The organism is Flavobacterium sp. Sd200 (genome assembly GCF_009826935.1).
GTDB lineage: Bacteria > Bacteroidota > Bacteroidia > Flavobacteriales > Flavobacteriaceae > Flavobacterium.
In genome coordinates this window covers 448,291-473,614 of record NZ_WUMN01000002.1, presented here as the reverse complement: position 1 = coordinate 473,614, position 25,324 = coordinate 448,291, and the positions used below count along the sequence as shown (strand labels likewise).

The 25,324-nt window shown below is 42.1% G+C and carries 21 protein-coding genes; 11 read left to right on the top strand and 10 right to left on the bottom strand.

What is annotated here, in order from left to right:
- Genes GR160_RS08225 through GR160_RS08215 form a run of 3 tightly spaced genes read right to left on the bottom strand, consistent with a single transcriptional unit; the run spans position 1 to position 5,705 of the window.
- Positions 1 to 1,107 (bottom strand): SusE domain-containing protein, encoded by a 1,107-nt coding sequence (locus GR160_RS08225; RefSeq protein ID WP_160749380.1) that lies wholly within the window; start codon positions 1,105 to 1,107, stop codon positions 1 to 3.
- A 21-nt stretch (positions 1,108 to 1,128) separates the two neighbouring features.
- On the bottom strand, positions 1,129 to 2,730 hold the full coding sequence (locus GR160_RS08220; protein ID WP_160749379.1) for a RagB/SusD family nutrient uptake outer membrane protein: 1,602 nt from the start codon (positions 2,728 to 2,730) through the stop codon (positions 1,129 to 1,131).
- A gap of 11 nt (positions 2,731 to 2,741) precedes the next feature.
- Positions 2,742 to 5,705 carry a SusC/RagA family TonB-linked outer membrane protein gene (locus GR160_RS08215; protein WP_160749378.1) on the bottom strand — a complete coding sequence of 988 codons (2,964 nt, stop codon included), beginning with the start codon at positions 5,703 to 5,705 and terminating at the stop codon, positions 2,742 to 2,744.
- Between the two features lie 214 nt (positions 5,706 to 5,919).
- On the opposite strand from GR160_RS08215, the gene GR160_RS08210 reads away from it, so the two are divergent.
- From GR160_RS08210 to GR160_RS08180, 7 genes are all read left to right on the top strand, one after another.
- The gene (locus GR160_RS08210) at positions 5,920 to 6,942 is read left to right on the top strand and encodes a LacI family DNA-binding transcriptional regulator (protein ID WP_160749377.1); all 1,023 of its coding nucleotides are present in this window, start codon (positions 5,920 to 5,922) and stop codon (positions 6,940 to 6,942) included.
- A gap of 240 nt (positions 6,943 to 7,182) precedes the next feature.
- Positions 7,183 to 8,559, top strand: a complete 1,377-nt coding sequence (locus GR160_RS08205; protein ID WP_160749376.1) for an MFS transporter — start codon at positions 7,183 to 7,185, stop codon at positions 8,557 to 8,559.
- A gap of 18 nt (positions 8,560 to 8,577) precedes the next feature.
- Positions 8,578 to 9,234: a beta-phosphoglucomutase gene (pgmB, locus tag GR160_RS08200; protein ID WP_160749375.1), complete on the top strand. Its 657-nt coding sequence runs from the start codon at positions 8,578 to 8,580 to the stop codon at positions 9,232 to 9,234.
- A gap of 1 nt (position 9,235) precedes the next feature.
- Positions 9,236 to 11,545, top strand: a complete 2,310-nt coding sequence (locus GR160_RS08195) for a glycoside hydrolase family 65 protein (protein WP_160749374.1) — start codon at positions 9,236 to 9,238, stop codon at positions 11,543 to 11,545.
- 112 nt (positions 11,546 to 11,657) lie between these two features.
- A complete protein-coding gene (locus GR160_RS08190) occupies positions 11,658 to 13,493 on the top strand; it encodes a glycoside hydrolase family 13 protein (RefSeq protein ID WP_160749373.1) in 1,836 nt (611 codons plus the stop codon).
- A gap of 25 nt (positions 13,494 to 13,518) precedes the next feature.
- A complete protein-coding gene (locus GR160_RS08185) occupies positions 13,519 to 14,961 on the top strand; it encodes an alpha-amylase family glycosyl hydrolase (RefSeq protein WP_160749372.1) in 1,443 nt (480 codons plus the stop codon).
- 87 nt (positions 14,962 to 15,048) lie between these two features.
- Entirely contained in the window at positions 15,049 to 16,194 is a 1,146-nt protein-coding gene (locus GR160_RS08180; protein WP_160749371.1) for a T9SS type A sorting domain-containing protein, read from the top strand.
- A gap of 76 nt (positions 16,195 to 16,270) precedes the next feature.
- On the opposite strand, the gene GR160_RS08175 is transcribed toward GR160_RS08180, so the two are convergent.
- The 3 genes from GR160_RS08175 to gldB form a co-directional block, all read right to left on the bottom strand.
- Positions 16,271 to 16,741, bottom strand: coding sequence for a GNAT family N-acetyltransferase (locus GR160_RS08175; protein WP_202390745.1), 471 nt, complete (start codon positions 16,739 to 16,741; stop codon positions 16,271 to 16,273).
- Between the two features lie 141 nt (positions 16,742 to 16,882).
- Positions 16,883 to 17,224, bottom strand: a complete 342-nt coding sequence (gene gldC / locus GR160_RS08170) for a gliding motility protein GldC (protein ID WP_160749370.1) — start codon at positions 17,222 to 17,224, stop codon at positions 16,883 to 16,885.
- Positions 17,224 to 18,189: a gliding motility lipoprotein GldB gene (gene gldB / locus GR160_RS08165; protein WP_160749369.1), complete on the bottom strand. Its 966-nt coding sequence runs from the start codon at positions 18,187 to 18,189 to the stop codon at positions 17,224 to 17,226. The genes gldC and gldB overlap by 1 nt, the downstream gene beginning before the upstream one ends.
- 87 nt (positions 18,190 to 18,276) lie before the next feature.
- On the opposite strand from gldB, the gene nadE reads away from it, so the two are divergent.
- Positions 18,277 to 19,083 carry an NAD(+) synthase gene (gene nadE, locus GR160_RS08160; RefSeq protein WP_160749368.1) on the top strand — a complete coding sequence of 269 codons (807 nt, stop codon included), beginning with the start codon at positions 18,277 to 18,279 and terminating at the stop codon, positions 19,081 to 19,083.
- A 74-nt stretch (positions 19,084 to 19,157) separates the two neighbouring features.
- Entirely contained in the window at positions 19,158 to 19,787 is a 630-nt protein-coding gene (locus GR160_RS08155) for a response regulator transcription factor (protein WP_160749367.1), read from the top strand.
- Positions 19,788 to 19,906: 119 nt separating this feature from the next.
- Here the strand turns inward: GR160_RS08155 and GR160_RS08150 are convergent, their stop codons facing one another.
- From GR160_RS08150 to GR160_RS08135, 4 genes are all read right to left on the bottom strand, one after another.
- Positions 19,907 to 21,127, bottom strand: a complete 1,221-nt coding sequence (locus tag GR160_RS08150; RefSeq protein WP_160749366.1) for an NAD(P)/FAD-dependent oxidoreductase — start codon at positions 21,125 to 21,127, stop codon at positions 19,907 to 19,909.
- Positions 21,124 to 21,807, bottom strand: coding sequence for a glycerophosphodiester phosphodiesterase family protein (locus GR160_RS08145; protein ID WP_160749365.1), 684 nt, complete (start codon positions 21,805 to 21,807; stop codon positions 21,124 to 21,126). Before GR160_RS08145 ends, GR160_RS08150 begins: the two co-directional genes overlap by 4 nt.
- A gap of 112 nt (positions 21,808 to 21,919) precedes the next feature.
- Positions 21,920 to 22,903 carry a hypothetical protein gene (locus tag GR160_RS08140; protein WP_160749364.1) on the bottom strand — a complete coding sequence of 328 codons (984 nt, stop codon included), beginning with the start codon at positions 22,901 to 22,903 and terminating at the stop codon, positions 21,920 to 21,922.
- Positions 22,904 to 22,915: 12 nt separating this feature from the next.
- Positions 22,916 to 23,341: a hypothetical protein gene (locus GR160_RS08135; RefSeq protein ID WP_160749363.1), complete on the bottom strand. Its 426-nt coding sequence runs from the start codon at positions 23,339 to 23,341 to the stop codon at positions 22,916 to 22,918.
- Between the two features lie 183 nt (positions 23,342 to 23,524).
- Between GR160_RS08135 and GR160_RS08130 the strand changes: the two genes are divergently transcribed.
- Both GR160_RS08130 and GR160_RS08125 read left to right on the top strand, forming a co-directional pair.
- Positions 23,525 to 24,613: a sensor histidine kinase gene (locus tag GR160_RS08130; RefSeq protein ID WP_160749362.1), complete on the top strand. Its 1,089-nt coding sequence runs from the start codon at positions 23,525 to 23,527 to the stop codon at positions 24,611 to 24,613.
- Positions 24,610 to 25,317 (top strand): LytTR family DNA-binding domain-containing protein, encoded by a 708-nt coding sequence (locus GR160_RS08125; RefSeq protein ID WP_160749361.1) that lies wholly within the window; start codon positions 24,610 to 24,612, stop codon positions 25,315 to 25,317. Before GR160_RS08130 ends, GR160_RS08125 begins: the two co-directional genes overlap by 4 nt.
- Positions 25,318 to 25,324 lie beyond the last annotated feature (7 nt).

The window sequence follows — 25,324 nt, the reverse complement described above, 5'->3', positions numbered from 1 at the left end:
TTAGTTTACAGGTATGTAAATATATTGGCCTGTGATGTCGTTAAACCAAACATCGTAAGCACCATTTACAGATATACCGATTGGAATGTTAGTACCCGGCATACCTGCTACACCAGAATAAGATGTAGGGCCTCCCCAGCTAATATCCCACGCATTGTTAGCCCTGAATTTCATTTCGCCACCTGCTGTAAGTGCCGCATTGCGCACATACCATATGTGTGGGTCGAAGGTTGATTGTGTCATGTCTGTGTCATTTTCCCATGCTCCTGCTGTTGCAGTGCCTATAATACCTATGGTAGGATAAATAAGTGCCGCAGATGCGTCATAAGGAACCAACGTGTAAGTAAGATCGGCTACGTTAACTGTAAGCGTATAATAACCTGCTGTAGTTACTGCAAAGTTTGCAGTATCAGGATCAGCCTCTGTAGGCCTGTATGCAAGAGCTGTTCCATTTAATCCGTAAGAATTACCCCACTGGCCTTTCTCGCGTAAAAGTTTAAATCCGCCTACAGCAAATTGTCCTGTGTAAGAATAGATGTCTTGGTTTTCAGGATCCCTGTACATGGCATACAGGTTGCTGGTTGCGGTATTATCCCATCCGCTTCCTGTAGCATCACCCACAAGATAAAGGTCTTTAAAAGGATAGGTAACATAAGGTGTAATCGTAACGGTAATTGCATTACTGTAAAGTGGTTCGCCTGTGCTGTTAAGACTTGCTTTTACTCTTATTTGAAATTGTCCTGCCTCAAAAGCCACACCTCCGGCGGCCATTGCTGCACCGTTTAAAACTTCGGTAGTAACTGCTACCTGATTTCCTGTAGCAGTACCAATTACCTGCGGGGCGGCAAAATCATTACCTGCTTTATCTAACTCTACAGCATAGTTTACTACTACGTTTTGGTCAAAATTAGCTGAGGTCCATACAAAACGCTCAACCTGTCTTTCGGCTTCTGTAATATTAAGTACATAAGGGCTGTTATCATCCGGGGCAGTAAGTACAGGAGCATCGGTTGGTATAGCCACAGGTCTGTCTTCTACATCGTCAGTCTCGCACGAAATAGCAAAAATGCTAAGCAATATTAATATTGATTTGGTTATATTTTTCATTTTGAATAAGATTAGTGTGAATTAATATCCGGTGTTTTGTTGTAAAGATGGATTTGCAGTTATAGCCCTTGCCGGGATAGGGAACACATTTCGGTCAGTAGATGTAGGTGAACCATTAACGGTATTTCCTTTCCACTGCCATAAGTATGAACCACCTGTAAACCTGCCAAACCTTATCAGGTCTGTACGCCTGTGGCATTCCCAGTACAACTCGCGGGCTCTTTCGTCTAATATAAAGTTAGGGCTGTTAAGGTTTGCCTGAGTAATAAGAGGGGCATTAGCCCTTGTTCTCAACTCGTTAACATAAGTAACGGCCTGGCTTAAAGATCCCTGTCCTCTTACTGCAAGCTCTGCATACATTAAGTAAGCATCGGCAAGCCTGAACATAGGGAAATCAGTATCAACAAAATTTAACGATGGGTCTGTACCAACGCCTCCTGTAGAAGTAAGGTTTGTAAACTTGGTTACACCATAACCAAACGCTTCATTACTAAAATCAGGCATATCAAGTGTTTGTCCTTCTGTGTGGAAAATAGCCCTGTTATCTGTAGCACCGGTAACATCGCTAAATTTGTTTACAAACTCCCTGCGTGCCCTTAGGCCCTTCCAGCCATTATTAACACCATAGTCGCTGGCATTCATGGTGGTTAGTATAGAAGCATGGATAATATAATAAGTACCGCCACCTGTTGTATAGCGTCCGTCAAACCTAACCGGGAAAATAATTTCATTTTGAGCACCGTTCCTGTCGTTATCGGCCATGAAAAGGTTGCGGAAAGGTATCTGTGCAATGCGGTATGAAGAACCTAAAACATCGGCAAGTGCAGCAGATGCTTCTGCCCATTTCGCAGTTCCGGTATATACTTCTGCATTAAGATATACTTTTGCAAGCAGCATTTTTGCAGCGATCCTGTCGGCACGGCCATATTCGTTAGCCTGAGATGCTTTCAGGTCGGCATCAATAGCGTTAAGTTCTGCCACTATATAATCAAAAACTTCCTGTTTAGATTTTTGTTCCGGGAAAAAGAAACCCACCGGATCGTTCTCTGTAACAATAGGTATGCGACCAAAAAGGTCTAGCGCATGCCAGTAAGAAAGTGCTCTTAAAAAGCGCGCTTCAGCCCTGTATGATGCCATGTCGGCTTTAATGGCTGCATCAACCGGACGGCTGTTTACAAGCGCATCTGTAGATTGCCTTAAAAACTCGTTGGCAAGGCTTATCTGGTAAAAAGTACGCGAATACATTACATAGATAAACTCATTATCTGTAGCCCAGGTTTGCGTGTTCATAGAAGGAAGGTTACCATCCTGCCATGCAATACTGGCTTCATCGGTACTAACTTCCTGCATGGTAAATAAAGAGCGCAGGTAAGGGCTAAAGTCATTACGAATACCACCTATATCCTCACCGCCATCGCCATCGCCATTACCGGCACGGGCAAGGCCGCCATATAGTTTTGCTAAAAACATCCTGTAGGCCTGCGGGTTTTGATAGTATACTTCAGATGTAAAGTCGTCGTCATCTTTTGGAGTAACGTCCATGTCATCTGTACACGAAGCTGTTATTACTGCTACAAACAACAGCAATAAAGCTTTAGCGGTTATAAATTTTATATTTTTCATTGTCAATTTTATTAAAAGTCTAAGTTAAGCCCAAACATAAACATCCTTGCACGAGGGTATATCGTGTTGTCTATACCACTAAATATTTCAGGGTCTACACCGTCATATTTGGTAATTGTAAGTACGTTCTGTACACCCACGTTAAGCCTTAGCCTTGAGTTGTTGTAACCCATAGGGTCCTGAATCGTATAGCCTAAAACAATGTTGTCTAACTTAAGCCATGAAGCGTTTTGTATGTAGTAGTCAGAGAAGAAACGGTTGTTACCTTCCTGTAAAAAGCCTGAGTTGTAGTAATCGCGGTGAATGTTGCTGATAACATCGCTATAGCGAATACCTGCCTGTAAAACTCCGGTATTAGAGGCCACGTTGTTGTACATGTAGTTGCCTACACTTGCCCTCCATGCCATAGAGAAATCCCAGTTTTTGTAGTTCATGTTATTCTGGAAACCAAATGTATAGTCGGCATTTGGTTTTTTGTAGTGGTAACGGTCGTCCGGATCTATTATACCGTTGTTGTTGCGGTCTACATATACACCCTCTAACGGTTTGCCGTTAGCATCATATACCTGCTCATATACATAGAATGAGTTTGGTATAAAGCCTACCGACTGCATTTGTATAGTATTACCGCCACCACCTTGTATATCTCCTGTAGGGATGTCTACACCATTGGCCAGCGAAGTAATTTTACGTTCGTTATAGAATACATTGAAATTAGCATTCCAGTTAAAGTTTTCAGTACGGAAAATGTCATAGCTTACATTAAACTCAACACCTTTTGATGTAAAGCTTCCGAAGTTTCTAAAGCCCTGGTTGGTAAGGTTAGAACCATCAGGATAAGGAACTGTAGCAAGAAGGTCTTTAGATTCTTTATCAAAGTAGTTAAAAGATCCTGTAAGTCTGTTATTAAAAAATCCGTAATCAAAACCAACGGTCATATCGGTAGTCTCTTCCCATTTAAGTCCGGTGTTGTAACCCTGTGGGCGTCCAAAACTTACAAACTGATCGCCAAACTGGTATTGTCCCTGCAGGCTTGTTGAGGTTGTATAGCGGGGTATATATGCCATACGGTCGCCTATATCCTGCTGTCCGGTTACACCAATACCAAAACGTAGTTTAAGTTCTGAAATAGCCGATACGTCTTTAAGGAAATTTTCGTTAGAAATTCTCCACGCAAGAGCACCTCCGTAAAAGTCTCCCCAACGGTTTTCTTTAGAAAAACGCGATGTACCGTCCCTACGGTAGTTAAGGGTTAGTAAGTACTTATCATCAAAACCTAAATTTAGCCTGCCAAAATAAGACTGAAGATTAACAACAGGCTCTGTATTTACATCAGATATGGCGTTAGGGTCATACATATTACCGCTGTTGTATTGCACTGCAGTAAAGTTTTGATAAGTATAACCACCTGTAAAGTCAAGATTTAATTTGCCAAGCTCTTTGGTGTAAACAAGGTAGGCATCTAAAAGTTTATTCTCTCTTTTATCATTAAAGTACGTGCGCGAACCATAGTTTACAAAATTGCCGCCACTATAAGTTCCGGTAGAGTAACCATTCGGGCTCAGGTTGCTAAGCGTGTTGGTTCCGTTGCCATCCTGTTTGTCATAACCTAAGTTTAATACAGCTCTTAAGTCTTCAAAAAAGTGGAATTTATAATCAAATTGCACATTACCATACAACCTGCGGTTATCTGTAACGTTCCTGCGTTGCTCCAACATAGAAACAGGGTTTGTTTGCGCTCCTGTTCCTACCCTGTCACCATCGGCCTCAAGCCATTCAAAATAACCGCCATAATATGAGTTTGCATCACGCACGGGCTGCGTAGGGTCAAAGCGAATAGCGTTGCCTATGGCTCCTTCATCTGCAAAACGGTTATCCTGCCATGAAAGGTTAGCATTTAGGCTGATTTTTAAGTGATCTTCAAAAAATGATGGGTTTAGTGCTACCGATGTGGTAGTTCTTTTAAATTCGCCTGTTTTTAATATACCGGGAATATCAGTATATCCAATAGATAAACGTGTAGGTATTACGTTTAGCAGGTTACCTTTTAAAGTAAGGTTGTTGTCTACAGATAATGAATTGTTAAAAATTTCATCCTGCCAGTCGGTGTTTGCATCGCCTAAAAGCGCTATTTGCGCAGGTGTTGCAACTCCCGGAGTGTTTACAAGGTTTCTGTACTCGTTTGCCGAAAGCACATCGACTTTTTTAGCCAGTGTGTTATAAGTAACGCGAGAGTTAAATGAAACCTGAAGTCCGCCTTTGCCTCCTTTTTTGGTTGTAATGATAATTACACCGTTAGCAGCCCTTGAACCGTAGATCGCAGCTGCCGAAGCATCTTTTAATATAGAGAACGATTCGATATCGTTAGGGTTAATAGAAGCTAAAATACTGGTGGCTCCACCACTTGTATTGTTATCTATTGGTAAACCGTCTATTACAATAAGCGGGCTGTTGTTTGCACCTAACGATGCACCACCTCTTATACGGATATCTGACCCGGAACCCGGAGCACCGTTTGTTGCAATAGTAACACCCGATACACGACCGTTTATCTGGTTTTCTGCCGTAGCATTAAAACCTTGATTAAAAGTTTTTGTGGTAATAAGGTCTACAGAACCTGTTGCGTCTTTTTTCTTAACGCTGCCGTAGCCAACTACAACCACCTCCTGTAGCTGGGTTGCATCGTCCTGCATAACAACATCAATAGTTGTTTGTCCGGTATAGGCAATGGTTTGGTTTGCAAAACCTATAGAACTAAAAACCAGCTTGTCGCCGTTCTTTAGGTTCCCAATGGTAAATTTACCATCAAGATCGGTTGCAGTGCTGTTTGGGGTGCCCTGCACAATTACATTTACACCGGGAATGGGCTCTCCGGTGGTATTATCGCGAACAACACCCGTAATCGTGCTTTGGGCGAGCACGCCAAGGGGCATCATCAGCAATAAAAACAGTAATTTTAGATACATAGTTTTCATACAAAATGTTTAGGTTAAAATTTGGGTTTTATGCTTATAAATTCACTTCAGAGAATAAAATTATATTAAATTAGTGTTACCAAAAAAACGTTTTCGTGAAATAGGCTTACGCAAACGTTGGCGTGTTGAAAACTTTTCATTTTTAAGCGTTAAAATTATCATAAATCAAAATTTCAATTCGCTTTATTTGTAATTTAATAATCTATTTGGAGTTATGAAGAGAAAGGTCACTTTAAAGCAAATCGCAAAGGAATTAGACGTGTCTATAAGCACAGTTTCTAAAGCATTGAGAAACAGCCCTGAGATAGGCGAAGACACAAAACAAAAAGTTCAGGCATTTGCAAAATTTTATAACTACAAACCCAACAATATTGCCCTAAGTTTAAAGAACAAAAAAACCAAGACAATAGGCATTATAATACCCGAAATTGTGCATCACTTTTTTGCCACGGTTATTAGCGGCATAGAGCAGGTGGCGAATGAAAACGGCTATAACGTAATTGTGTGCCTTAGCGACGAAAGCTTTGACAAAGAAGTAATAAACATGGATATTCTTGCCAACGGCAGTACCGATGGTTTTATCATGTCGCTCTCTAAAGAAACCCAGCAAAAAAAAGACTTTCACCACATACAGGAGGTTATCAATCAGGGCATGCCCGTGGTAATGTTCGACCGTATTACCAACGATGTACTGTGTGATAAGGTTATTATAGACGACCAACTTGCAGCCTATGATGCGGTGGAGTTTCTTATAAAAAAAGGCTTTAAGAACATTGGTCTGGTTACAACGGTAGACTATGTGAGCGTGGGCCGCCTGCGCACCGATGGCTACATTAACGCCCTGAAAGATAATGACCTGCCCATAAACGAAGATCTTATTGTTAAGATCGAAGACATAGAAGGCTGTGCCTCTAAGATACAGGCACTGCTGCAGGACAAGAAACCCGATGCCATTTTTGCTGTGAATGAGCTGTTTGCCGTTACAAGCATTAAACTTGCTGCCAAAATGGGCATAAAAATTCCGGAAGAGCTATCGGTAATTGGGTTTACTGACGGCATTATATCGCAATACAGCAGCCCAAGCATTACCACTGTAAGCCAGAACGGTATCTATATGGGAGGCCGTGCCGCCAAGATGCTGATAGACCGCCTGGAGCTGGAAGAGGAGGAAGAAAACGAGCAATACCGCACCGAACTGATTGAAACCCACCTTGTAGAAAGGGAGAGTACGTCATAAGTAGTTGTGACTTATCAACAATACGTCAACGTTGTAGTTTTTTATAACCTACTTGTTTTTAAATAGTTAAAAAAATGGATTTCGGCCTTTGCGCCGAAATTTTTTTTGACTCCTGCGTTTTTCCGATCAAAAAACAATTATATTTGTACTGATTATCAAAGCTTATAGATCCACTTCAACTCAATTTATAGTTTTGATAAGCCATACGCGCTTATCGTATTAATAATTTAAATTACGATAATGGAAAAGCGTAAATTAGGTTTCTGGGAAATCTGGAACATGAGTTTCGGGTATCTTGGAATCCAAATGGGATTTGCACTGCAAAATGCAAATGCCAGCCGTATCCTTCAAATTTTTGGTGCCGATGTGCACAGCCTTTCCTGGTTTTGGATAATCCCGCCCTTAATGGGGCTTATAGTGCAGCCCATAATAGGCCATTACAGCGACCGTACCTGGACACGCTTTGGCCGCCGCAAGCCCTACTTTTTTGTAGGCTCGCTTTTAGCTGCACTGGGTCTTATCTGTATGCCGCAGGCCGGGGCGCTTACTGCATTAATGCCTGCCCTTTGGGTGGGTGCGGGCTTCCTTATGATAATGGATGCCTCTTTTAATGTAGCCATGGAGCCTTTCCGTGCACTGGTGGCAGACATCCTTCCAAGTGACCAGAGAACCCTTGGCTTTAGCGTGCAGACAGCTCTTATTGGCTTTGGTGCCGTTATTGGTTCATGGCTGCCCTATGCGCTGAGCAACTGGTTTGGCGTTAGTAGCGAGGCTGCACCGGGGCAGGTTCCGTATCACCTCATTTTGTCATTCATTATAGGTGCGGTATGCCTTGTAGGTGCTGTATTGCTAACCATTAGCACTACTAAAGAATACACTCCGCAGCAAATGGAGGTATTTGAAGCCGCGCAGGCCGAAACAGGCACACCTGTTGCAAAAGAAGAGAACCACAGCATTTTAAGCATTTTCGACGATTTTGCAAAAATGCCTAAAACCATGCGCCAGCTTAGCTGGGTGCAGTTTTTTAGCTGGTTTGGCCTTTTTGGCATGTGGGTGTTTACCACACCCGCCATTGCACACCATTTGTATGGTACCCCATTAAAAGAGCTTAAAGATTTTACCGCAGCAGAGAATGCCCTGTATCAACAGGCAGGCGACTGGGTGGGTATCATCTTTGGGGTGTACAATGCGGTATCGGCAGTAATTGCATTCTTTCTTCCGGCAATAGCAAAAAAAATAGGCCGTAAAAAAACGCACTTCTATTCGCTGCTAATAGGAGGTGCAGGGTTAATCTCGGTCTACTTTGTGCCAAACCCTAACTGGCTTATTGCCTCTATGATGGCCGTGGGCGTGGGCTGGGCTGCTATACTTGCAATGCCTTATGCTATACTTGCCGGGGCAATACCTGCACGAAAAATGGGTGTGTATATGGGCATTTTCAACTTTTTTGTGGTAATACCGCAAATTGTAAATGCCATTATAGGCGGGCCAATGGTAAAATACCTGTATCATGGCAACCCCATTTATGCTATTGTAGTGAGCGGTATATCTTTTATTATCGCGGCACTCTTTGTTACCCGTGTTAAAGATACGGATGACACTGTAGTAAACTCATAAACATCAATCAATCACATAATGAATCAAAAAGCATTTATTTTCGACCTCGACGGGGTTATTGTAGACACGGCCAAGTATCACTATTTGGCATGGCAAAAAATAGCTAACCGTTTGGGCATCAATTTTACACACGAACACAACGAGCTGCTAAAAGGCGTGAGCCGCATCCGTTCGCTCGAAATTATCCTTGGTCTTGGCAACGTACAGGCAACCGATGCCGACAAAGAGGCATGGCTGCTGGAAAAGAACACAGATTATCTTAACTACATTACTAATATGCAGGCCGATGAGATCCTGGTAGGTGTAATGCCTGTACTCAACTGGCTTAAAGAGAACGGGCAGGGTATAGCATTAGGATCGGCAAGTAAGAATGCAAGGCCAATACTTGAAAAAGTAGGCATACTGAACTACTTTGAGGTTATTGTAGACGGTAACGATGTTACCAATGCAAAACCCGATCCCGAGGTTTTTGTTAAGGCAGCACAGCAGCTTGGCAAACATGTCGAAGGCGCCATAGTTTTTGAAGACTCGGTGGCGGGTATACAGGCAGCAAACATTGCCGGAATGATAAGTATTGGCATTGGCGATAAAGCCATATTGCACGAAGCCCAATACAACTTTAACGACTTTACAGAAATAGACACACATTTTTTAGAAACATTAGTTAATAAATAAGATGAACCAGGATTACATAATACCGGACAATTGGAGTATAATAGAAGAGGGCTTTGATGCGGAAAGGGTAAAATCATCCGAAAGCTTATTTAGTATAGGTAACGGTGCCATGGGGCAGCGTGCCAATTTTGAAGAAACATACACAGGGCATACCTTTCAGGGTAGTTATATAGCAGGCATTTATTACCCCGATAAAACAAAAGTGGGCTGGTGGAAAAACGGTTACCCCGAATATTTTGCAAAGGTGCTTAACGCCCCAAACTGGATAGGCATTGACATAGAAATTAACGGCGAGACCCTGGACCTTGCCACTTGCAGCGAGGTGGTAAACTTTAGGCGTGAGCTGAATATGAAAGAGGGTTGGTACAACCGCTCTTTTGAAGCCGTAATGCCAAGCGGTATGGAAGTTAAGGTAAACGTGCGCCGTTTTTTGAGTATCAATAACGACGAACTGGGTGTAATAAAATATGAGGTTACTCCAGTAAACGGTGCCGCTACTATAGTTTATAAACCTTATGTAGATGCAGGCGTTAAAAACATGGATGCCAATTGGGAAGAAACCTTTTGGGAACCCCTTGCACTGCGTCATGAAGGCAACGAGGGCTTTGTAACGGCTCGCACATTTAAAACCCACTTTAGTGTGGCAACCTTTATGCGTAACAGCATTATTTTAAATGGCGACGACCAGGAAGTGCAGCCTGTGGCCACTGAAAAAGGAAAAACCAGTGTGCAGCTAAGCTACAGGGTTGAAGTTAATCAGGGTGACACAAGTGGCATTGTTAAATTTGGCGGTTATACCGTATCGCTTAACCATGACAAAGATGCGCTAATAGATGCCGCCAAGGCGGTTATAGCATCGGCGAAAGCCAAAGGATATGACACGCTGCTTGAAGAGCAAAAACAGGCTTGGGCATCTATCTGGGAAATGGCCGATATTACCATAGATGGCGATGTTAAGGCACAACAGGGCATCCGTTTCAACATCTTCCAGCTAAACCAAACCTATTTAGGTAAAGACCCAAGGCTGAACATTGGTCCTAAAGGCTTTACCGGAGAGAAATACGGCGGCAGCACCTATTGGGATACCGAGGCCTACTGCATACCGTTCTATATGGCTACCAAAGACCAGCAGGTGGCAAGAAACCTGCTTACCTACAGGCACAACCAGTTAGGTAAGGCTATAGAGAATGCCGAAAAACTTGGCTTTAAAAATGGTGCAGCTTTGTATCCCATGGTTACCATGAACGGCGAAGAGTGCCATAACGAATGGGAAATTACCTTTGAGGAAATTCACCGTAACGGGGCTATTGCTTTTGCCATTTACAACTACTACCGCTTTACCGGAGACTACAGCTACATTCCTGAAAAAGGTTTGGAGGTGCTTATTGGCATTGCGCGTTTCTGGCACCAAAGGGCCACGTTTTCTACCAACAAAAATAAATTCGTAATTTTAGGAGTAACAGGCCCTAACGAGTACGAGAACAACATAAACAATAATTTTTACACTAACTATATTGCCAAATGGTGTATTGACTATACCGTAGAACAAATAGTTAAAGTTAAGGAGGAGTACAGTGCCGACCACGACCGTATTATGGCATTGGTAAACCTTACAGCCGAAGAAATAAGGGAGTGGAAAAAAGTGTCGGATGATATGTATTTCCCATATTCAGAAGAGCATGGAGTGTACCTTCAGCAGGATGGTTTCCTTGATAAAGAGCTTGTGCCTGTTAGCCAGTTAGACCGCAGCCAACGCCCAATAAACCAGAAATGGAGCTGGGACAGGATACTGCGTTCGCCTTATATCAAGCAGGCCGACGTGCTTCAGGGCTTCTATTTCTTTGAAGACCATTTTAGCAAAGAAGACCTTGAAAAACACTTTGATTTTTATGAGCCGCTTACGGTGCATGAATCGTCTTTATCGCCATGCGTGCACTCTATACAGGCAGCAGTGCTGGGCAGGATGGAGCAGGCCTACACGTTCTACCTGCGCACGTCACGCCTTGACCTTGATGATTATAACAAAGAAGTAGAGGAAGGCCTGCACATTACCAGTATGGCCGGTACCTGGATGAGTATTGTAGAGGGCTTTGGCGGCCTTCGCGTTAAAAACGATACCCTGCACTTTGAGCCAAGGATACCGGAGCAATGGAAAGGTTACTCGTTTAAGGTAAACTTTAGGGGGCAGGTATTAAAAATATCGGTACAGGCCACAGGCACAGGCTTTACCCTTGAGGGCGATAAAGAACTTACTGTATTTGTAAATGGTAAAGAAGTTGCCGTACAGCCTAATACGCTGGTAACGGTGTAATATAAACCTCACCCCCAACTCCTCTCCTTTGGAGAGGGGTTGGGGGTGAGGTCTAACTATAATTATTAATACCTACAAGGTTTTCAAAACCTTGCAGGAGTAAACAACAACAATGAAAAAATTACTTTTATTATTACTTTTTACATCGGGTGTTGCCTTTGCACAGGCCGATAGGGTAGAACCGCCCTTTTGGTATGCAGGCATGAACAACCCGGAGTTGCAGATACTGTTCTATGGAAAGAACATAGCACAGTATGCACCATCGGTATCTAACAATGTGGTGATAACCGATGTGGTTAAAACCGAAAACCCAAACTATGTTTTTGTAACCATCGATACTAAAAACGTTCCGGCATCTGAACTGACGTTTTCGTTCAAAAGCAAAAATAAGGTTGCATTTACCCAAAAGTACACGCTTAAAGAGCGTAGGGTAAATTCGGCCACAAGGCAAAGTTATGATTCGTCAGATATGGTGTACCTTATCATGCCCGACCGTTTTGCCAACGGCAACCCAAACAACGACAGTACAAAAAACACCAACGAGAAAGCCGACAGGAACAACCTTAACGGACGCCACGGTGGCGATATAGAGGGTATTATTAAAAACCTTGACTACATAAAAGAACTTGGTGCCACGGCATTATGGTCTACACCGTTGTGCGAAGATAACGATGCGCGCGGCTCTTACCACGGTTACGGCCAGAGCGATGTGTATAAAATAGACCCGCGCTATGGCACTAACGAAGACTACCTGCGCCTTTCGGCAGAATTGAAAAAGCGCGGTATGAAACTTATCCTCGACTACGTTACCAACCACTGGGGCGCAGAGCACTGGATGTATAAAGACCTGCCTATGTACAACTGGGTGCACCAGTTTCCGGGCTATTCGCAAAGCAACTACCGCATGGCTACACAGTTTGATACCAACGCTTCTAAAATAGATAAAAGGCAGTGTGTAGACGGCTGGTTTGTGCCAAGTATGCCCGACCTTAACCAATCTAACCCATTAGTCTTGAAATACCTTACCCAAAACGCCATTTGGTGGATAGAGTATGCCGACCTTGACGGTTTCCGTGTAGATACCTATTCGTACAATGATAAGGAAGGAATCTCTAAATGGACCAAAGCCATTACCGACGAGTACCCTTATTTTAATATTGCAGGCGAAGTATGGATGAACGACCAGGCACAAATGGCCTACTGGCAAAAAGATAGCAAGGTGGGCGCTATACAAAGCTTTAACTCGCACCTGCCTACCGTTATGGATTTTACAGGTATGGATGCCCTTGCGCAGGCTTTTAACGAAGACGATGCCGGCTGGGACAGGGGTATGTTTAAAATGTACAACAACCTTGCTAACGACTTTTTGTATCCTAACATCAACAGCATACTAACGTTTGCCGAGAACCACGATACAGGCCGTTTTAATGAGATCTATAAAAACGACTTTAAAAAATACCAAATGGCTATGGCTATACTGGCTACCGAAAGGGGCATACCGCAATTGTATTACGGCAGCGAAATAGGCATGGCAGGCGACAAAGGCAAAGGCGATGGCGACATCCGTCATGATTTTCCGGGTGGCTGGGCAGGCGATAAAAACAATGCGTTTACTAAAGCAGGCCGCACGGCAGAACAGCAAAAGTATTTTGACTTTACGGCTAAGCTGTTCAACTGGCGCAAAGGCAAAGAGGTGCTGCATACAGGCAAAACCACGCAATACATTCCGCAGGATAACGTGTATGTATATTTTAGGCATAACGACAAGGAAACCGTTATGGTGGCTGTTAACAACAGTGCCGAAAGCAAAACCTTTAAAACCAACCGCTTTGCCGAGAGTATTAAAACTCATAAATCGGGTACAGATGTTATTACGGGCAAAGCTGTAAACCTAAGTGGCGATGTTACTATGGAGGCAAAATCGGTGCTGGTGCTGGAATTGAAATAATCATGATAACCAAACCTTTCTATACATGAAAAAAACAATAATAACACTTCTTGCGCTTACCCTGTTATGGAGCTGTAAAGAAGATAAAAAAACCGAAGAGGTTGTTGCCCAGACAGAAACTAATGCTGCGGCACTGCCGCCTGTGAGTGATGCGACGGCAGAGAACAGCGTTATTTATGAGGCTAACATTCGCAACTACAGCAAAGAGGGTACGTTTAATGCCTTTACAAAAGACATCCCGAAGCTAAAGCAACTGGGTGTAAAAATACTTTGGGTAATGCCTATTTACCCTATTTCGATGAAGCGCCGCAAGGCAACGGGCGATAAATCTATTGAAGATATTACCGACCCTAACGAAAAGAAAAAATACCTGGGCAGCTGGTATGCCATTACCGATTATACGGCTGTTAACCCCGATATGGGGACGTTGCAGGATTTTGAAAACCTGGTAAAAACTGCCCACGATAACGGCATGTATGTAATATTAGACTGGGTGGCAAACCACACAGGCTGGGACCATAAATGGATTACCGAACACCCTGAATATTATCAGCACAATGCCAAAGGCGAAGTAACCGACCCGATAGACCCTAACACAGGCAAGCCATGGGGCTGGACAGACGTTGCCAAGTTGGAATATACTAACAAAAAGGTATATGAGCCTATGAAGGATGCCATGCTGTACTGGGTTAAGGATGTAAACATAGACGGTTTCCGTTGTGATGTGGCCGATAATGTGCCTACTGATTTCTGGAACTTTGCCATCCCGAAACTTAAGGAGGTTAAACCGCTGTTCATGCTTATGGAGTCGGAAAAGCCGGAGTTGCTTAAGGGTCAGTTTGATATGGGTTATGGCTTTGAAGCGCACCATGTAATGAACGATATTGTAAAAGGCACTAAAACGGTTGCCGACTGGGATAAGCTTATGACACATCTTTCTGAAAAATATGAGAACGATGATATTATGATGAACCTTACCAGCAGCCACGACGAAAATGCCTGGAACGGCAGCGAGTATGAGCGCATGGGAGATGCTGCTGAAACTTTTGCTGCACTAACCTATACCATGCCGGGCATGCCGCTAATTTACACCGGGCAGGAGTATGACAACAAACGCCGCCTTAAATTTTTCGAGCAGGACCCAATTGATAGGACTGAAGGGAAAATGTTTGCCGTGTATGAAAAACTGGGCAGGCTTAAAAATACCAATATAGCACTTAATGGGGGCAAAAAACCTGCTTCTTATACAAGGCTTAAGACATCGGCAGATGATAAAGTACTTGCGTTTGAAAGGGCTAAAGATGATCAGAAGGTGTATTATATAGCAAACCTTTCTAAGTCGGCACAGGCGTTTACTGTTCGGGTTGCAGGAACGTTTACCGACTATATGACCGGGGAAAAAATAACGCTTACCGAAGGTCAAAAACTTGATGCCAAACCATGGCAGTACTGGATACTGACGAAGTAATGTAACAATATTGGCTGTGTTGTAATGGCACAGCCATTTTTTTAACCAATTTACTAAAACGTTTTCTTGAATTAAATTTTAAAAATTATGATCAAAAAATTACTTGCGTTTTGCACAGTGTTCATAGCGGGCACGGCAATGATGATGGGTCAGCATGCCAATATTGGTATGCTTGGCGGCTCTATGCCTAACGGATGGGGATCTGATGTGGATATGGTTACTACCGATGGGATTATTTATACCCTGAACAACGTAGTTATTAGTGTTCCTCCTGTAGACCCCGGTGTAAAATTCCGACAGGATGATGCCTGGAGTATGAACTGGGGCGGTTCGGGTTTTCCTAGCGGAACGGCTTCACAAAACGGACCTAACATCCCGGCAGCTAACGGAACGTGGGATGTTACGTTTAACAAAAATACAGGTGCTTATACCTTTTTGCCAAGCGGCGTTATCTACGATCAGGTTAGCATAGTGGGCAGCAGTTCTCTTGTATTGAGTACGGCAGATGGTATAACCTATACAGCCGAGAATGCCATCTTGGATACAGGTGATGTTTCGTTCAGGATTAACGATGCTACAGTAGGCTGGGGAAGTCCGTCTTTCCCTACCGGGGTTGCAGTTTTGGGGCAAAGTATCCCTGTGTTGGGCAACAGTTATAATATTACGTTTAATAAAAATACAGGTGCTTACAGCTTTAACTATGTTACCATTAGTCTTATTGGTGCCGGGGTTGTTAATTGGGACACCGATGTAGACCTTAGTACTACCAATGGTTTTAACTACACGCTCTCTAATTTTACATTTGCAGGGGGAGAGGCTAAATTCAGGCTTAACCACGTGTGGACATGGACCAACTGGGGCGGTACTGATTTTCCTGTAGGTACTGGCAATACAGAAGCCGATGCACCTAACTTTGTAATTGTAGCAGGAACTTATAATGTAATGTTTGACAGAATTAGTGGAGAATATATGTTTATGGATATAACAGCATTGCGTAATGATTTCTCGGCTTCTGTTATTACAGTACACCCAAATCCAACACAAAATGTATGGAATTTCAATGCTGGCAACAACAGTATAAACAGTATTCGTATTGCAGATGTTACGGGTAAAGAAATATTTAGCGCCAGTAATACGTCTGTTGTAGATGCTACGTCATTTGCAGCCGGAATTTATTTTGCTAAAGTAACAATGGGCAATGCATCGCAAACTATAAGGCTTATCAAAAATTAATTTTGGGTTTTATTTTTGAAAGAAGAGCGCAGGCCGTTTAGGCTTGCGCTCTTTGTTTTTTTTGTAAATACAGGTACTACTGAATATTTTTCTGCATAACGTAGTTTGTAAACACCTGCCCGTTGTATTCTACCTGCTGGGGCTTTACAACGCTATAGCCTTTACTTATAAAAAAGGTTCGAGCCGTTATAGATACATGCACCTTGAGGACTTCTATCCCTTCCTGTTTGGCATGTGCCTCTATGGCTTCAACAATTTTAGACGCCACACCTATGCCCTGATAATCTTTGTGCGTAAAAAGGTGGTCGAAATAGCCATTGCTGTGCAGGTCTCCAAAGCCAATAATTATGTTGTTATACTGTGCCACAACGGTATAATGTTCTAAGAGTTTTGCGCCCCATCTTTGGGCATCAATGGTTTCCGGTGCCCAGGCGTTTACCTGCTCCTGCGAGTAATCTTTTATGTTAATTGTGTGTATGGTATTCCTGAACAGGGCAACAATTTGTTCTATGTCTTCGGGCTGATAGGCGCGTAGGTTTATTTGCATGGTTTATTGATAAAAAAAGCGGCACAGGCCGCTTTGTATGATTTAGAAAAATGCTATTCCATTTTGAGGAAGGAGGGATCCCGGTTTAAAGAGATTTCTCAATTTCGCTGCGCTTCATTCGAAATGGAAAAAAGCAATAGTTTACTTTTTCTTCAGTTCGAGTTTTTCGGCAAAATAATCACAAAAATCTTTCATGGTCTCGCTCATTTTTTTGTCGCCGGTAGCACGTTCAAAAGTTTCTGACATAGATACTAATGTTTGATGAAAAAACACCTTCATTTCATCTACAGGCATGTCTTTTGTCCAAAGGTCAATGCGCATGCTTTCCTGTGGTTTGCTGTCCCATACAGATAGCATCAGGGCTTTGGTTTCCTGGTTAACCACGCCACCGTCGCGGGCTGTCCATTTCAGTTTTTCAGGAACGCGGTTGTCATCCAGTTCAACAATTATATTTATTTCCGATTTTAAAATTGTATCAGACATTATTTCTTGGGTTTGTATTTAGAGTTTTCAAAAATAGTTTTGGCATCGGTGCCCATTAGCTGCTGCAAAGTTACGCCTTTATTGTTTTGCATGTATGCCCTTACTATTTGCCAGCCCAGCCATTGGCCTGTGCGGCCCGGCGACTCGTTATCGAAACCAAGATAGAATTTACTGAAAGGTGCAGGGTTAATAAATCTTCCGGGAAGTTTAATATCGGTGCTGTAAAAAAGTTTATTCTCTACAAAATAACGCCACATTTCGTCTTCGTTCAAATTTGCCCAATCGAGTTGCTCTTTGGTATAGCCAATTTTATTGTGGTCGGGCGTGTCGGGCAACAGCATATCTTTTAAATAAAGTTCCTTGCCATAATATATCATTAACGACAGTAATGTGCGGTCGCGCGGAGGAGCTATCCTGCCGTAAGAAAACGCCGAAACAAGGTCGGGCATAATTTGCGTGGGCTCAAACTCCTGCCTTTGATAGGTCGGGAAGTCTACATAAAAACGGTGGTTTTTGCCCAAATAAAGATCTAACGACAATAGTACCAGGGTGTCGGCATAAATGGCGCGGTTTTCATAATCCATTTCAGATATCAGCGTAATAACCTTTGGTGTAGGTGTTTGCGGATAATAGTAGCGAATGTGCTGCATAAGGTCGTACACATCCTGCCCCAGTTTTTTAGTGTCGGGGAATTTTTTATCTACCTCCTGATGCAGTTGCTGCAACAAAGGGTTTTTTATTTTGTTTGTCCATACCGTGTCTTCATTACCCGCAGGGAAAAGGTACGGAAAGCGTTGTTTAAGTTTGGGCAGGTCTTCGGGTTTGCTGTTATAAAAAGCATCGTCAAAACGCTCAATATCAATATTGCCTACTTTTACAGATGCCACTTTTTCTTCTACCGCATTTTCTTTTTTGCAGGACAGGGCAAGCAACCCAAGGGCAATAAACAGTATATATTTCTTCATTTTAAGGTTTTATTGCTAATTTTTTTAATGCCGATTCTTTAATTTTATGGCAAATATACTTAACATACTTTTAATAAATATAGTACTATGCCTACACACACTAATTTTCAGGCCGAAGCCATTAACGACCACATAGTAAACTGGCTGCGTGCCTATGCCACTAACGCAAAAGTAAAAGGTTTTGTTGTGGGCATTTCGGGCGGAATAGATTCTGCCCTGACCTCTACACTATGCGCCCAAACCGGGTTGCCCACGCTTTGTGTGCAAATGCCTATACACCAGGCGGCAAGCCATGTTAGCCGCGCAACAGAACATATTAAACTGCTCAAAGAGCGTTTTAGCAATGTGTCATCGGCAGAAGCCAACCTAACGCAGGTGTTTGACGATTTTAAAAATCTAATGCCTCAAAGCAGCGACCAGCATACTACAGATCTTACACTTGCCAATACCCGTGCACGCCTGCGCATGACCACACTGTATTATTATGCTGGTATAAACCATGCCCTTGTGGCCGGAACAGGTAATAAAGTAGAAGATTTTGGTGTGGGTTTTTACACCAAATATGGCGATGGTGGGGTAGACCTTAGCCCAATTGCCGATTTGACCAAGACCGAAGTGCGCCTGCTTGCGGGCTATCTTGCCGTTCATGATGCCATAATTACCGCAGCACCTACCGATGGTCTTTTTGGCGACGACCGCAGCGACGAAGACCAGCTTGGTGCCAGCTATGAAGAACTGGAATGGGCTATGGAAGAAAATGATAAAGGCAAAAATGCAGATGATTTTGAAGGCCGCCAAAAAGAAGTGTTCGCAATATATAAAAGACTTAATACTATTAACCAGCATAAGATGCAGCCCATACCGGTTTGTGAAATTCCCTTAAATTTGAAATAAAATTCTTTCATTCACAATACTTTAAGAAACTAATGGCTAACTTTACTGATGTATAAACCCTAAAAAACGCAATTATGATTAAATTATGCCTTGCGGATAATCATCCTGTGGTGCATTATGGGATGAAGTCGTATTTTAGCGATAATCCACAAATTAATTTTGCGGGGGTGGTAAATAATCTGGAAAGCCTTCTTGACGTGTTGGGTAAAAAAACTGTGGATGCTGCCGTTATAGACCTGGAACTCGAGGGGCTTACAAGTATTAGTTCTGTAAAATCCCTTATTAAGGAATTTCCTGAAACCAAAGTAATTATATTTACCAACCTTGCCGAACAAATTTATGCCCCCAATGCACTAAAAGCAGGTGTATCTGCCTATGTGCACAAAAGCGCAAAAATGGAGGAGCTGGAAAGTGCTATTAAAAAAGTTGTTGATGGCGAAGTGGTATTTAGTGATGCCGTAAAAAAGAACCTTGCGCTGCTTAACAAAGGTAAAAAGTCGGAAAGGCTGTATCGCAAGCTTTCATCGCGCGAAATAGAGGTGCTGCGCTACCTTAGCGAAGGCAAAAAGAATAAGGAAATTGCCAGGTTGCTGGAACTTAACGAAAAAACAATAAGTACCTACAAATTGCGCCTGCTTACAAAGCTGCATGTTACAAACCTTGTAGACCTTGTAAACAAAGCAAAAACTTTGGATATTGTTTAACCTTCAACACCACTTTAAAGGAAAAAACCTCTACACAAAAATCAGAGAAGAAAGCGGCAGTTTAAAAGCATTGCCATTAAAAGCACCAAACACCCTAAACCACGGGGTGTTTTTTGTTTTTATTCGATACCTGTAATGCTTTGCGCTGCGATAAACCCACCTGTCCAGGCATTTTGAAAGTTAAACCCACCTGTAATGGCGTCAATGTTTATAACCTCTCCTGCAAAATATAGGTTTTCTATGCGTTTACTTTCCATGGTTTTAAAATTCACTTCCTTAAGATCTACACCACCTGCGGTAACAAACTCTTCTTTAAAGGTGCTTTTGCCATTAACATTAAACTCTGCATTTACCAACTGGTTTACCAGTGCCTGCAATTGGTTGCGGTTAAGGTCTGCCCATTTGGTTTCAGCCGCTATGCCCGCTGCGGTAACAAAGCTTTCCCATAAACGGTTAGGAAAATCGAACGGTGATTTTTTGCTGACTGTTTTTTTTGCATGTTCCTGCTTCAGTTCTTTTAAAACGGTGTCGCAGTCTTCGGCATCAACATCGTTAAGCCAATTTACCTGAAGCACAAATTGGTAATTTTTATCAGATAGTTCTCTTGCTCCCCATGCCGAAAGGCGCAATATGCCCGGCCCACTCATGCCCCAATGGGTAATGAGCAACGGGCCCGAAGCTTCGAGTTTACTGCCTTTTACTTTTACGGTTGCCATGGCCGATACTCCCATGAGGTCTTTTATGCGCGGGTCTTTTATGTTAAAGGTAAACAACGATGGCACGGGCGGAACAATGGTATGCCCAAGGTCTGACAGCATGTCCCACATTTTTGGGTTGCTGCCTGTAGCCATAACAAGTTTGGCAGCTATAAAAGTTTCGTTCTGTGTTTCTATTTTCCAATGATGTTCTGCCTTGTATAACGATTGTATGCTTTGGCCTGTAAGCACCTGTATGCCCAGCTTTTTTACCTGAGCGTTAAAACAGTCTATTATGGTTTGCGAACTATCGGTTGTTGGAAACATGCGTCCGTCTTCTTCGATCTTTAATTCTACCCCACGTTTTTCAAACCACTCTATGGTATCGCCTGCGGCAAAACGGTTAAAAGGGCCGCGCAGTTCTTTTTCGCCCCGCGGATAGAATTTTACAAGGTCGTTAGGTATAAAACAGGCATGCGTAACGTTACATCTGCCACCACCCGATATGCGCACTTTGCTAAGCGTTTCTTTGCCGCGTTCTAAAATGGCTATTTTTAGTTTTGTGTTAGCCTCTGCAATATTAATAGCAGTAAAAAAGCCTGCTGCACCGCCTCCGGCTATTATAATATCATAGGTCTTGCTCATAGCCTTTCGGGATAATCAGAGATGATGCCATCTACATTATACAATTTCATACGCGCTATATCTTCCGGGTCATTAACCGTCCAGGTATATACTTTAAGCCCGGCATCGTGCGCTTTTTGCACGTTGCTTTCGGTTAGTAAAGAAAAATGAGGGTGTATAGCCTTAGCCTTAAGCTGTGCTGCCCACTCCATGGCCTCGGTAACGCTGGCCTGTGTAAGTACACCTAATGCCACTTTGGGGTTTAGGTTGCTCAATGCCTCCAGCTCTTCATGCTGAAAACTTGATACTAAAAAATCAGAATATTGGTAACCATTATTCGCCACAAGATCAATAATAAAGTCAGATACCGGTTGTGCGGTGTGCCTGCCTTTCATTTCTATATTTACAAAACAGCGTTTGTTTATCAGGGTGTATACCTCTTCAAGTGTCGGTATGCTTTGATCGGGCTCAATGGTCAGGGCTTTAAGTTGAGACAGGGTCATTTTATGCACTTCGCCCGAACCATTGGTAACACGGTCTACGGTAAAATCGTGTATAACCACAAGCTCTCCGGAGGCGCATACATGCACATCCAGCTCAATACCATGCACGCCAAATGCTAATGCCTGGGCAAAAGATGCCAGCGTATTTTCGGGTTCATGGCCCTTAGCCCCGCGATGACCTATGGTAAGGATTGGCATAGCTCTAATTTTTTGTAAAGATATTACAAATAGATTTAGCCATGACTTAGAAGTATAGTCTGTACAGTTGTTTCAAATTAGGCCTTCAAAGTACCGGGGATAGTACGAATTATCATAATTTAGGATTGAACGATACTCCTAAATTGAGGTAAAAAGCACCATTGCTTTTGGCCTCGAAAACATAATCGGTGTTTTTGTCGTTCTTTAAAAGAACCCTCGATGTAGGTATCGATTTAAAACCTGTTTTAAGTGTGGCGATAAACGGGCCTATGCAATGCTCATAGGTCAGTCCGGAATTGATTTCGAGTTGGTTAAACTGATACACATTTGAGGTATCTCCGTTAAAATCATATAAGTAAAACATCGTTGCATCAAGCTCTGTACCTAAAGAAAGCCTGCCGTTTGTAAACATGTTCTTTTTCATAAAAAGCTGTTTGGGCAATATAACATCTACTATCCATCCGTTGTTCAGCTTGCGTTCGTAAGAAAACGATGGTATTACCGGGGTTTGTGCGCTTCGGTCAATAAAGCCAAGAAGACCCACGGTCATTTTGGTTTTGGCATCTGCTTTCAAGACTATTGTAGCCGATAAAAATCCTCTTACTCTTTCTATGCCCTCATTGCCACCATCGGGTATTATACTGGCACTATATATAACAGGTTTTTTAGCAAGCCTTGAAAAGTGTGTAATATTTAGCGATGCCGAGTAATAATGGTAATCAAAATTGTCTTTAACCCCAATATTTGTCAGCGGGTTTGTATATTCTGTTTCAGAATGCATGTAGCGGTACAGCAAAGTTGTGCCTACAATCCATTGTTTAGATTTTATAAAGTTAATATTGGCACTAACCCTTGCCTGGTTGAAGGCTTCTACATCGCGTTCAGGAAGGCTGCTTCCGTATAATTTTGGTTTAATTGTAAAAGGAGCTACCTGATTGAACTCTACGTTTAAAAAACGCGTAATAGGAAATTTATCTGTAGCATAGTTTATTATTTTTTTTGTAGCAGTGGTGTCCTTAGCCTGGGCATTGGCTTTATGAGACATAATGATAACTGCCGGAAGCAATAATTTTAAAGTCGAAGATAACTTAAACATTGTGGAGCGGTTTTAAAGGGTATGTATGGTTGCCTTAAAAAAATCGAAAACAAAAAGCCTGTCATAAACAGTGCGCAAATTGTTTGCGTCAATAAAGTCGCGCACTTTTTGTTGTACATGTTCTTTATAGTCGGCTATATATACAAACCAAAATTCTTTTACTTCTTTAGCCTGCTTTATGGCCTGGATATTAACGGCGGGTATAGGCATAAGAGCTCCGGCGTGCCTTGCATCGAACAGGACAACACCACTGTTATTACTTTTATGGCCTATAATGCTAAGAACCCCTCTGTGCTCTTTAATAATAATTTCTTTATCATAGCATTCGGCAAACCTTATAAGCCCGGCAGCCTGCATCAGCAGCTCTTCTTTTTCTGCTTCGCAAATGGGCATGTTGCATATTTCGTCTGCTAAAAGCTGTAGTTTATTAAAACTCATGGCTTAACTTTTGCTGCAAATAAACAGCTAACAATCGCTGCTATTTTTTTATTTATACAAACCACCCTTTATTTTATACAAAATCCCTTTTAAGGCAATTTGGTATAATAAAAGGCAGGTTTTGTACAAAATAGCTGTTGGCGACAGAAAGCAATGCTATTTTTGTACAAGTAAATTTGAAAAATGCTGAAAAAAAGTACAGATGTAAATAACAGGATAATAAGCCTTATAATAGATGACCGCTACAGGCTGTTACGTCATGTATGCATGATTGCCAGCTTTGTTGCCCTCTCTCTTAGTGCAAGAGTGCTGTTTAATTTAAGAGAGTTAAATAAATTTAGCGGCAACATTGAGTTTTACCATAATATTATGCCGCATGTGGTTTTTGCAATCATAATATATTTTAATATTTATGTGCTTATGCCTCTTTTTTTTGGAGGACGCTATCTGTTGTATTTTGTATTGGTGCTGTTGCTTATAATGACAGGTTTTTCTTTTATGAATTATATTACAGATACTTTTTTTGAGCCCTATCGCATAGGAATAAAACCCGAAATAACCGATGTCAAGAAAATAATCGCTGCCACCATTTTTGTGACTCCGATTATTTTAGCCACAACTGCAGCAAGGCTTATGCAAAAGTGGATAAAAGACCAGCAAAGAATTAGCGAGCTGAACGATATTACTGTGCGTATGGAACTCGATGCGCTTAAAAACCAGATAAATCCGCACTTTTTGTTCAACATGCTAAACAATGTAAATGTGCTTATAAAAAACAGTCCTGCAAAAGCCATTGCCGTAGTAGTAAAACTCTCTGAGTTTTTGCGCTACCAATTGTATGATAATAACGAAGAAAAAACCTCGCTCTTAGCCGAAACTGAGTTTCTTTCTAACTTTCTTAATCTTGAGAAGATACGAAGGGATAATTTTAATTTCAGTATAAAAACCGAGACCGGTGTAACCAACCCCATCAATATTTATATTCCGCCTAATATATTTACAACCTTTGTAGAAAATGCCATTAAGCACAGTGTAGATATTATGGGTAATGAGGTTGTAATACAAATTGTTTTAACGATGCATGATGACCGCCTTAATTTTACCTGTAGTAATACTAAAAGCCCCGATGAGGTTATTGTAAACACCAAAGCAGGCGGACTGGGGCTTGCAAACATTAAACGGCGGCTGGAGCTGTTATATAAAGATGATTATCAAATTACAATTGAAGAAACGGCCAAACAATATACCGTTAACCTAAACATTCCGCTATGAACTGTATAATTGTAGACGACGAACCTTTGGCAAGACAGGGCATGCAGGAACTTATAGAGGAAGTTTCGGATATTAAAATTGTGGGAATGTTCTCGAACGCCCCTGCAGCACTGGCTTTTTTAAAAGACAATAAGACTGATTTGGTATTCTTGGACATACAGATGCCAAAGGTGACAGGCTTGGAGTTTGCTGAACAGATCCCTGCCCAAACACTAATAATTTTTACCACTGCCTACTCGCAGTATGCCCTTAAAAGCTATGAACTCGATGCGGTGGATTATCTGCTTAAGCCTATTGAAAAAGACAGGCTCGAAAAAGCTATTAATAAAGCCGTTTTATACAAAAAACTACTATCTGACGAAACAGAGAAAAGCGTGGTGGAAAAAGCAGGCAACGAGTTTCTTGTGATAAAGGCAGACAGGCGGTATTACAAAATCAATTTTGAAGATATATTGTTTATTGAGGGTTTAAAAGATTATGTGGTGCTATATACCAAAATTCAAAAACTCATTACAGCCATGAACCTTAAAACCATACAGCAAAAACTGCCTGTTTTGAATTTTATGCGTGTAAGCAAATCGTATATTGTAAACCTTGCGGTGGTAGACTCTTTTGACAGCCATAACCTGTATATTGCTGAGCACGAAATATCCTTAGGAGAGGTCTATAAAAATGAATTCGTGCAACGCTACCTTAATGAGTAGCCTTGCC

What these genes read in the sequence shown, in the direction of transcription:
- gldB (WP_160749369.1), bottom strand. Translation starts at nt 18,189, where the DNA reads ATGAAGAAATATATACTGTTTATTGCCCTTGGGTTGCTTGCCCTGTCC.
- GR160_RS08175 (WP_202390745.1), bottom strand. Translation starts at nt 16,741, where the DNA reads ATGCAAATAAACCTACGCGCCTATCAGCCCGAAGACATAGAACAAATT.
- GR160_RS08155 (WP_160749367.1), top strand. Translation starts at nt 19,158, where the DNA reads ATGATTAAATTATGCCTTGCGGATAATCATCCTGTGGTGCATTATGGG.
- GR160_RS08145 (WP_160749365.1), bottom strand. Translation starts at nt 21,807, where the DNA reads ATGCCAATCCTTACCATAGGTCATCGCGGGGCTAAGGGCCATGAACCC.
- GR160_RS08130 (WP_160749362.1), top strand. Translation starts at nt 23,525, where the DNA reads ATGCTGAAAAAAAGTACAGATGTAAATAACAGGATAATAAGCCTTATA.
- GR160_RS08195 (WP_160749374.1), top strand. Translation starts at nt 9,236, where the DNA reads ATGAACCAGGATTACATAATACCGGACAATTGGAGTATAATAGAAGAG.
- pgmB (WP_160749375.1), top strand. Translation starts at nt 8,578, where the DNA reads ATGAATCAAAAAGCATTTATTTTCGACCTCGACGGGGTTATTGTAGAC.
- GR160_RS08140 (WP_160749364.1), bottom strand. Translation starts at nt 22,903, where the DNA reads ATGTTTAAGTTATCTTCGACTTTAAAATTATTGCTTCCGGCAGTTATC.
- GR160_RS08225 (WP_160749380.1), bottom strand. Translation starts at nt 1,107, where the DNA reads ATGAAAAATATAACCAAATCAATATTAATATTGCTTAGCATTTTTGCT.
- GR160_RS08205 (WP_160749376.1), top strand. Translation starts at nt 7,183, where the DNA reads ATGGAAAAGCGTAAATTAGGTTTCTGGGAAATCTGGAACATGAGTTTC.
- GR160_RS08135 (WP_160749363.1), bottom strand. Translation starts at nt 23,341, where the DNA reads ATGAGTTTTAATAAACTACAGCTTTTAGCAGACGAAATATGCAACATG.
- GR160_RS08125 (WP_160749361.1), top strand. Translation starts at nt 24,610, where the DNA reads ATGAACTGTATAATTGTAGACGACGAACCTTTGGCAAGACAGGGCATG.
- GR160_RS08220 (WP_160749379.1), bottom strand. Translation starts at nt 2,730, where the DNA reads ATGAAAAATATAAAATTTATAACCGCTAAAGCTTTATTGCTGTTGTTT.
- GR160_RS08215 (WP_160749378.1), bottom strand. Translation starts at nt 5,705, where the DNA reads ATGAAAACTATGTATCTAAAATTACTGTTTTTATTGCTGATGATGCCC.
- gldC (WP_160749370.1), bottom strand. Translation starts at nt 17,224, where the DNA reads ATGTCTGATACAATTTTAAAATCGGAAATAAATATAATTGTTGAACTG.
- nadE (WP_160749368.1), top strand. Translation starts at nt 18,277, where the DNA reads ATGCCTACACACACTAATTTTCAGGCCGAAGCCATTAACGACCACATA.
- GR160_RS08150 (WP_160749366.1), bottom strand. Translation starts at nt 21,127, where the DNA reads ATGAGCAAGACCTATGATATTATAATAGCCGGAGGCGGTGCAGCAGGC.
- GR160_RS08190 (WP_160749373.1), top strand. Translation starts at nt 11,658, where the DNA reads ATGAAAAAATTACTTTTATTATTACTTTTTACATCGGGTGTTGCCTTT.
- GR160_RS08180 (WP_160749371.1), top strand. Translation starts at nt 15,049, where the DNA reads ATGATCAAAAAATTACTTGCGTTTTGCACAGTGTTCATAGCGGGCACG.
- GR160_RS08185 (WP_160749372.1), top strand. Translation starts at nt 13,519, where the DNA reads ATGAAAAAAACAATAATAACACTTCTTGCGCTTACCCTGTTATGGAGC.
- GR160_RS08210 (WP_160749377.1), top strand. Translation starts at nt 5,920, where the DNA reads ATGAAGAGAAAGGTCACTTTAAAGCAAATCGCAAAGGAATTAGACGTG.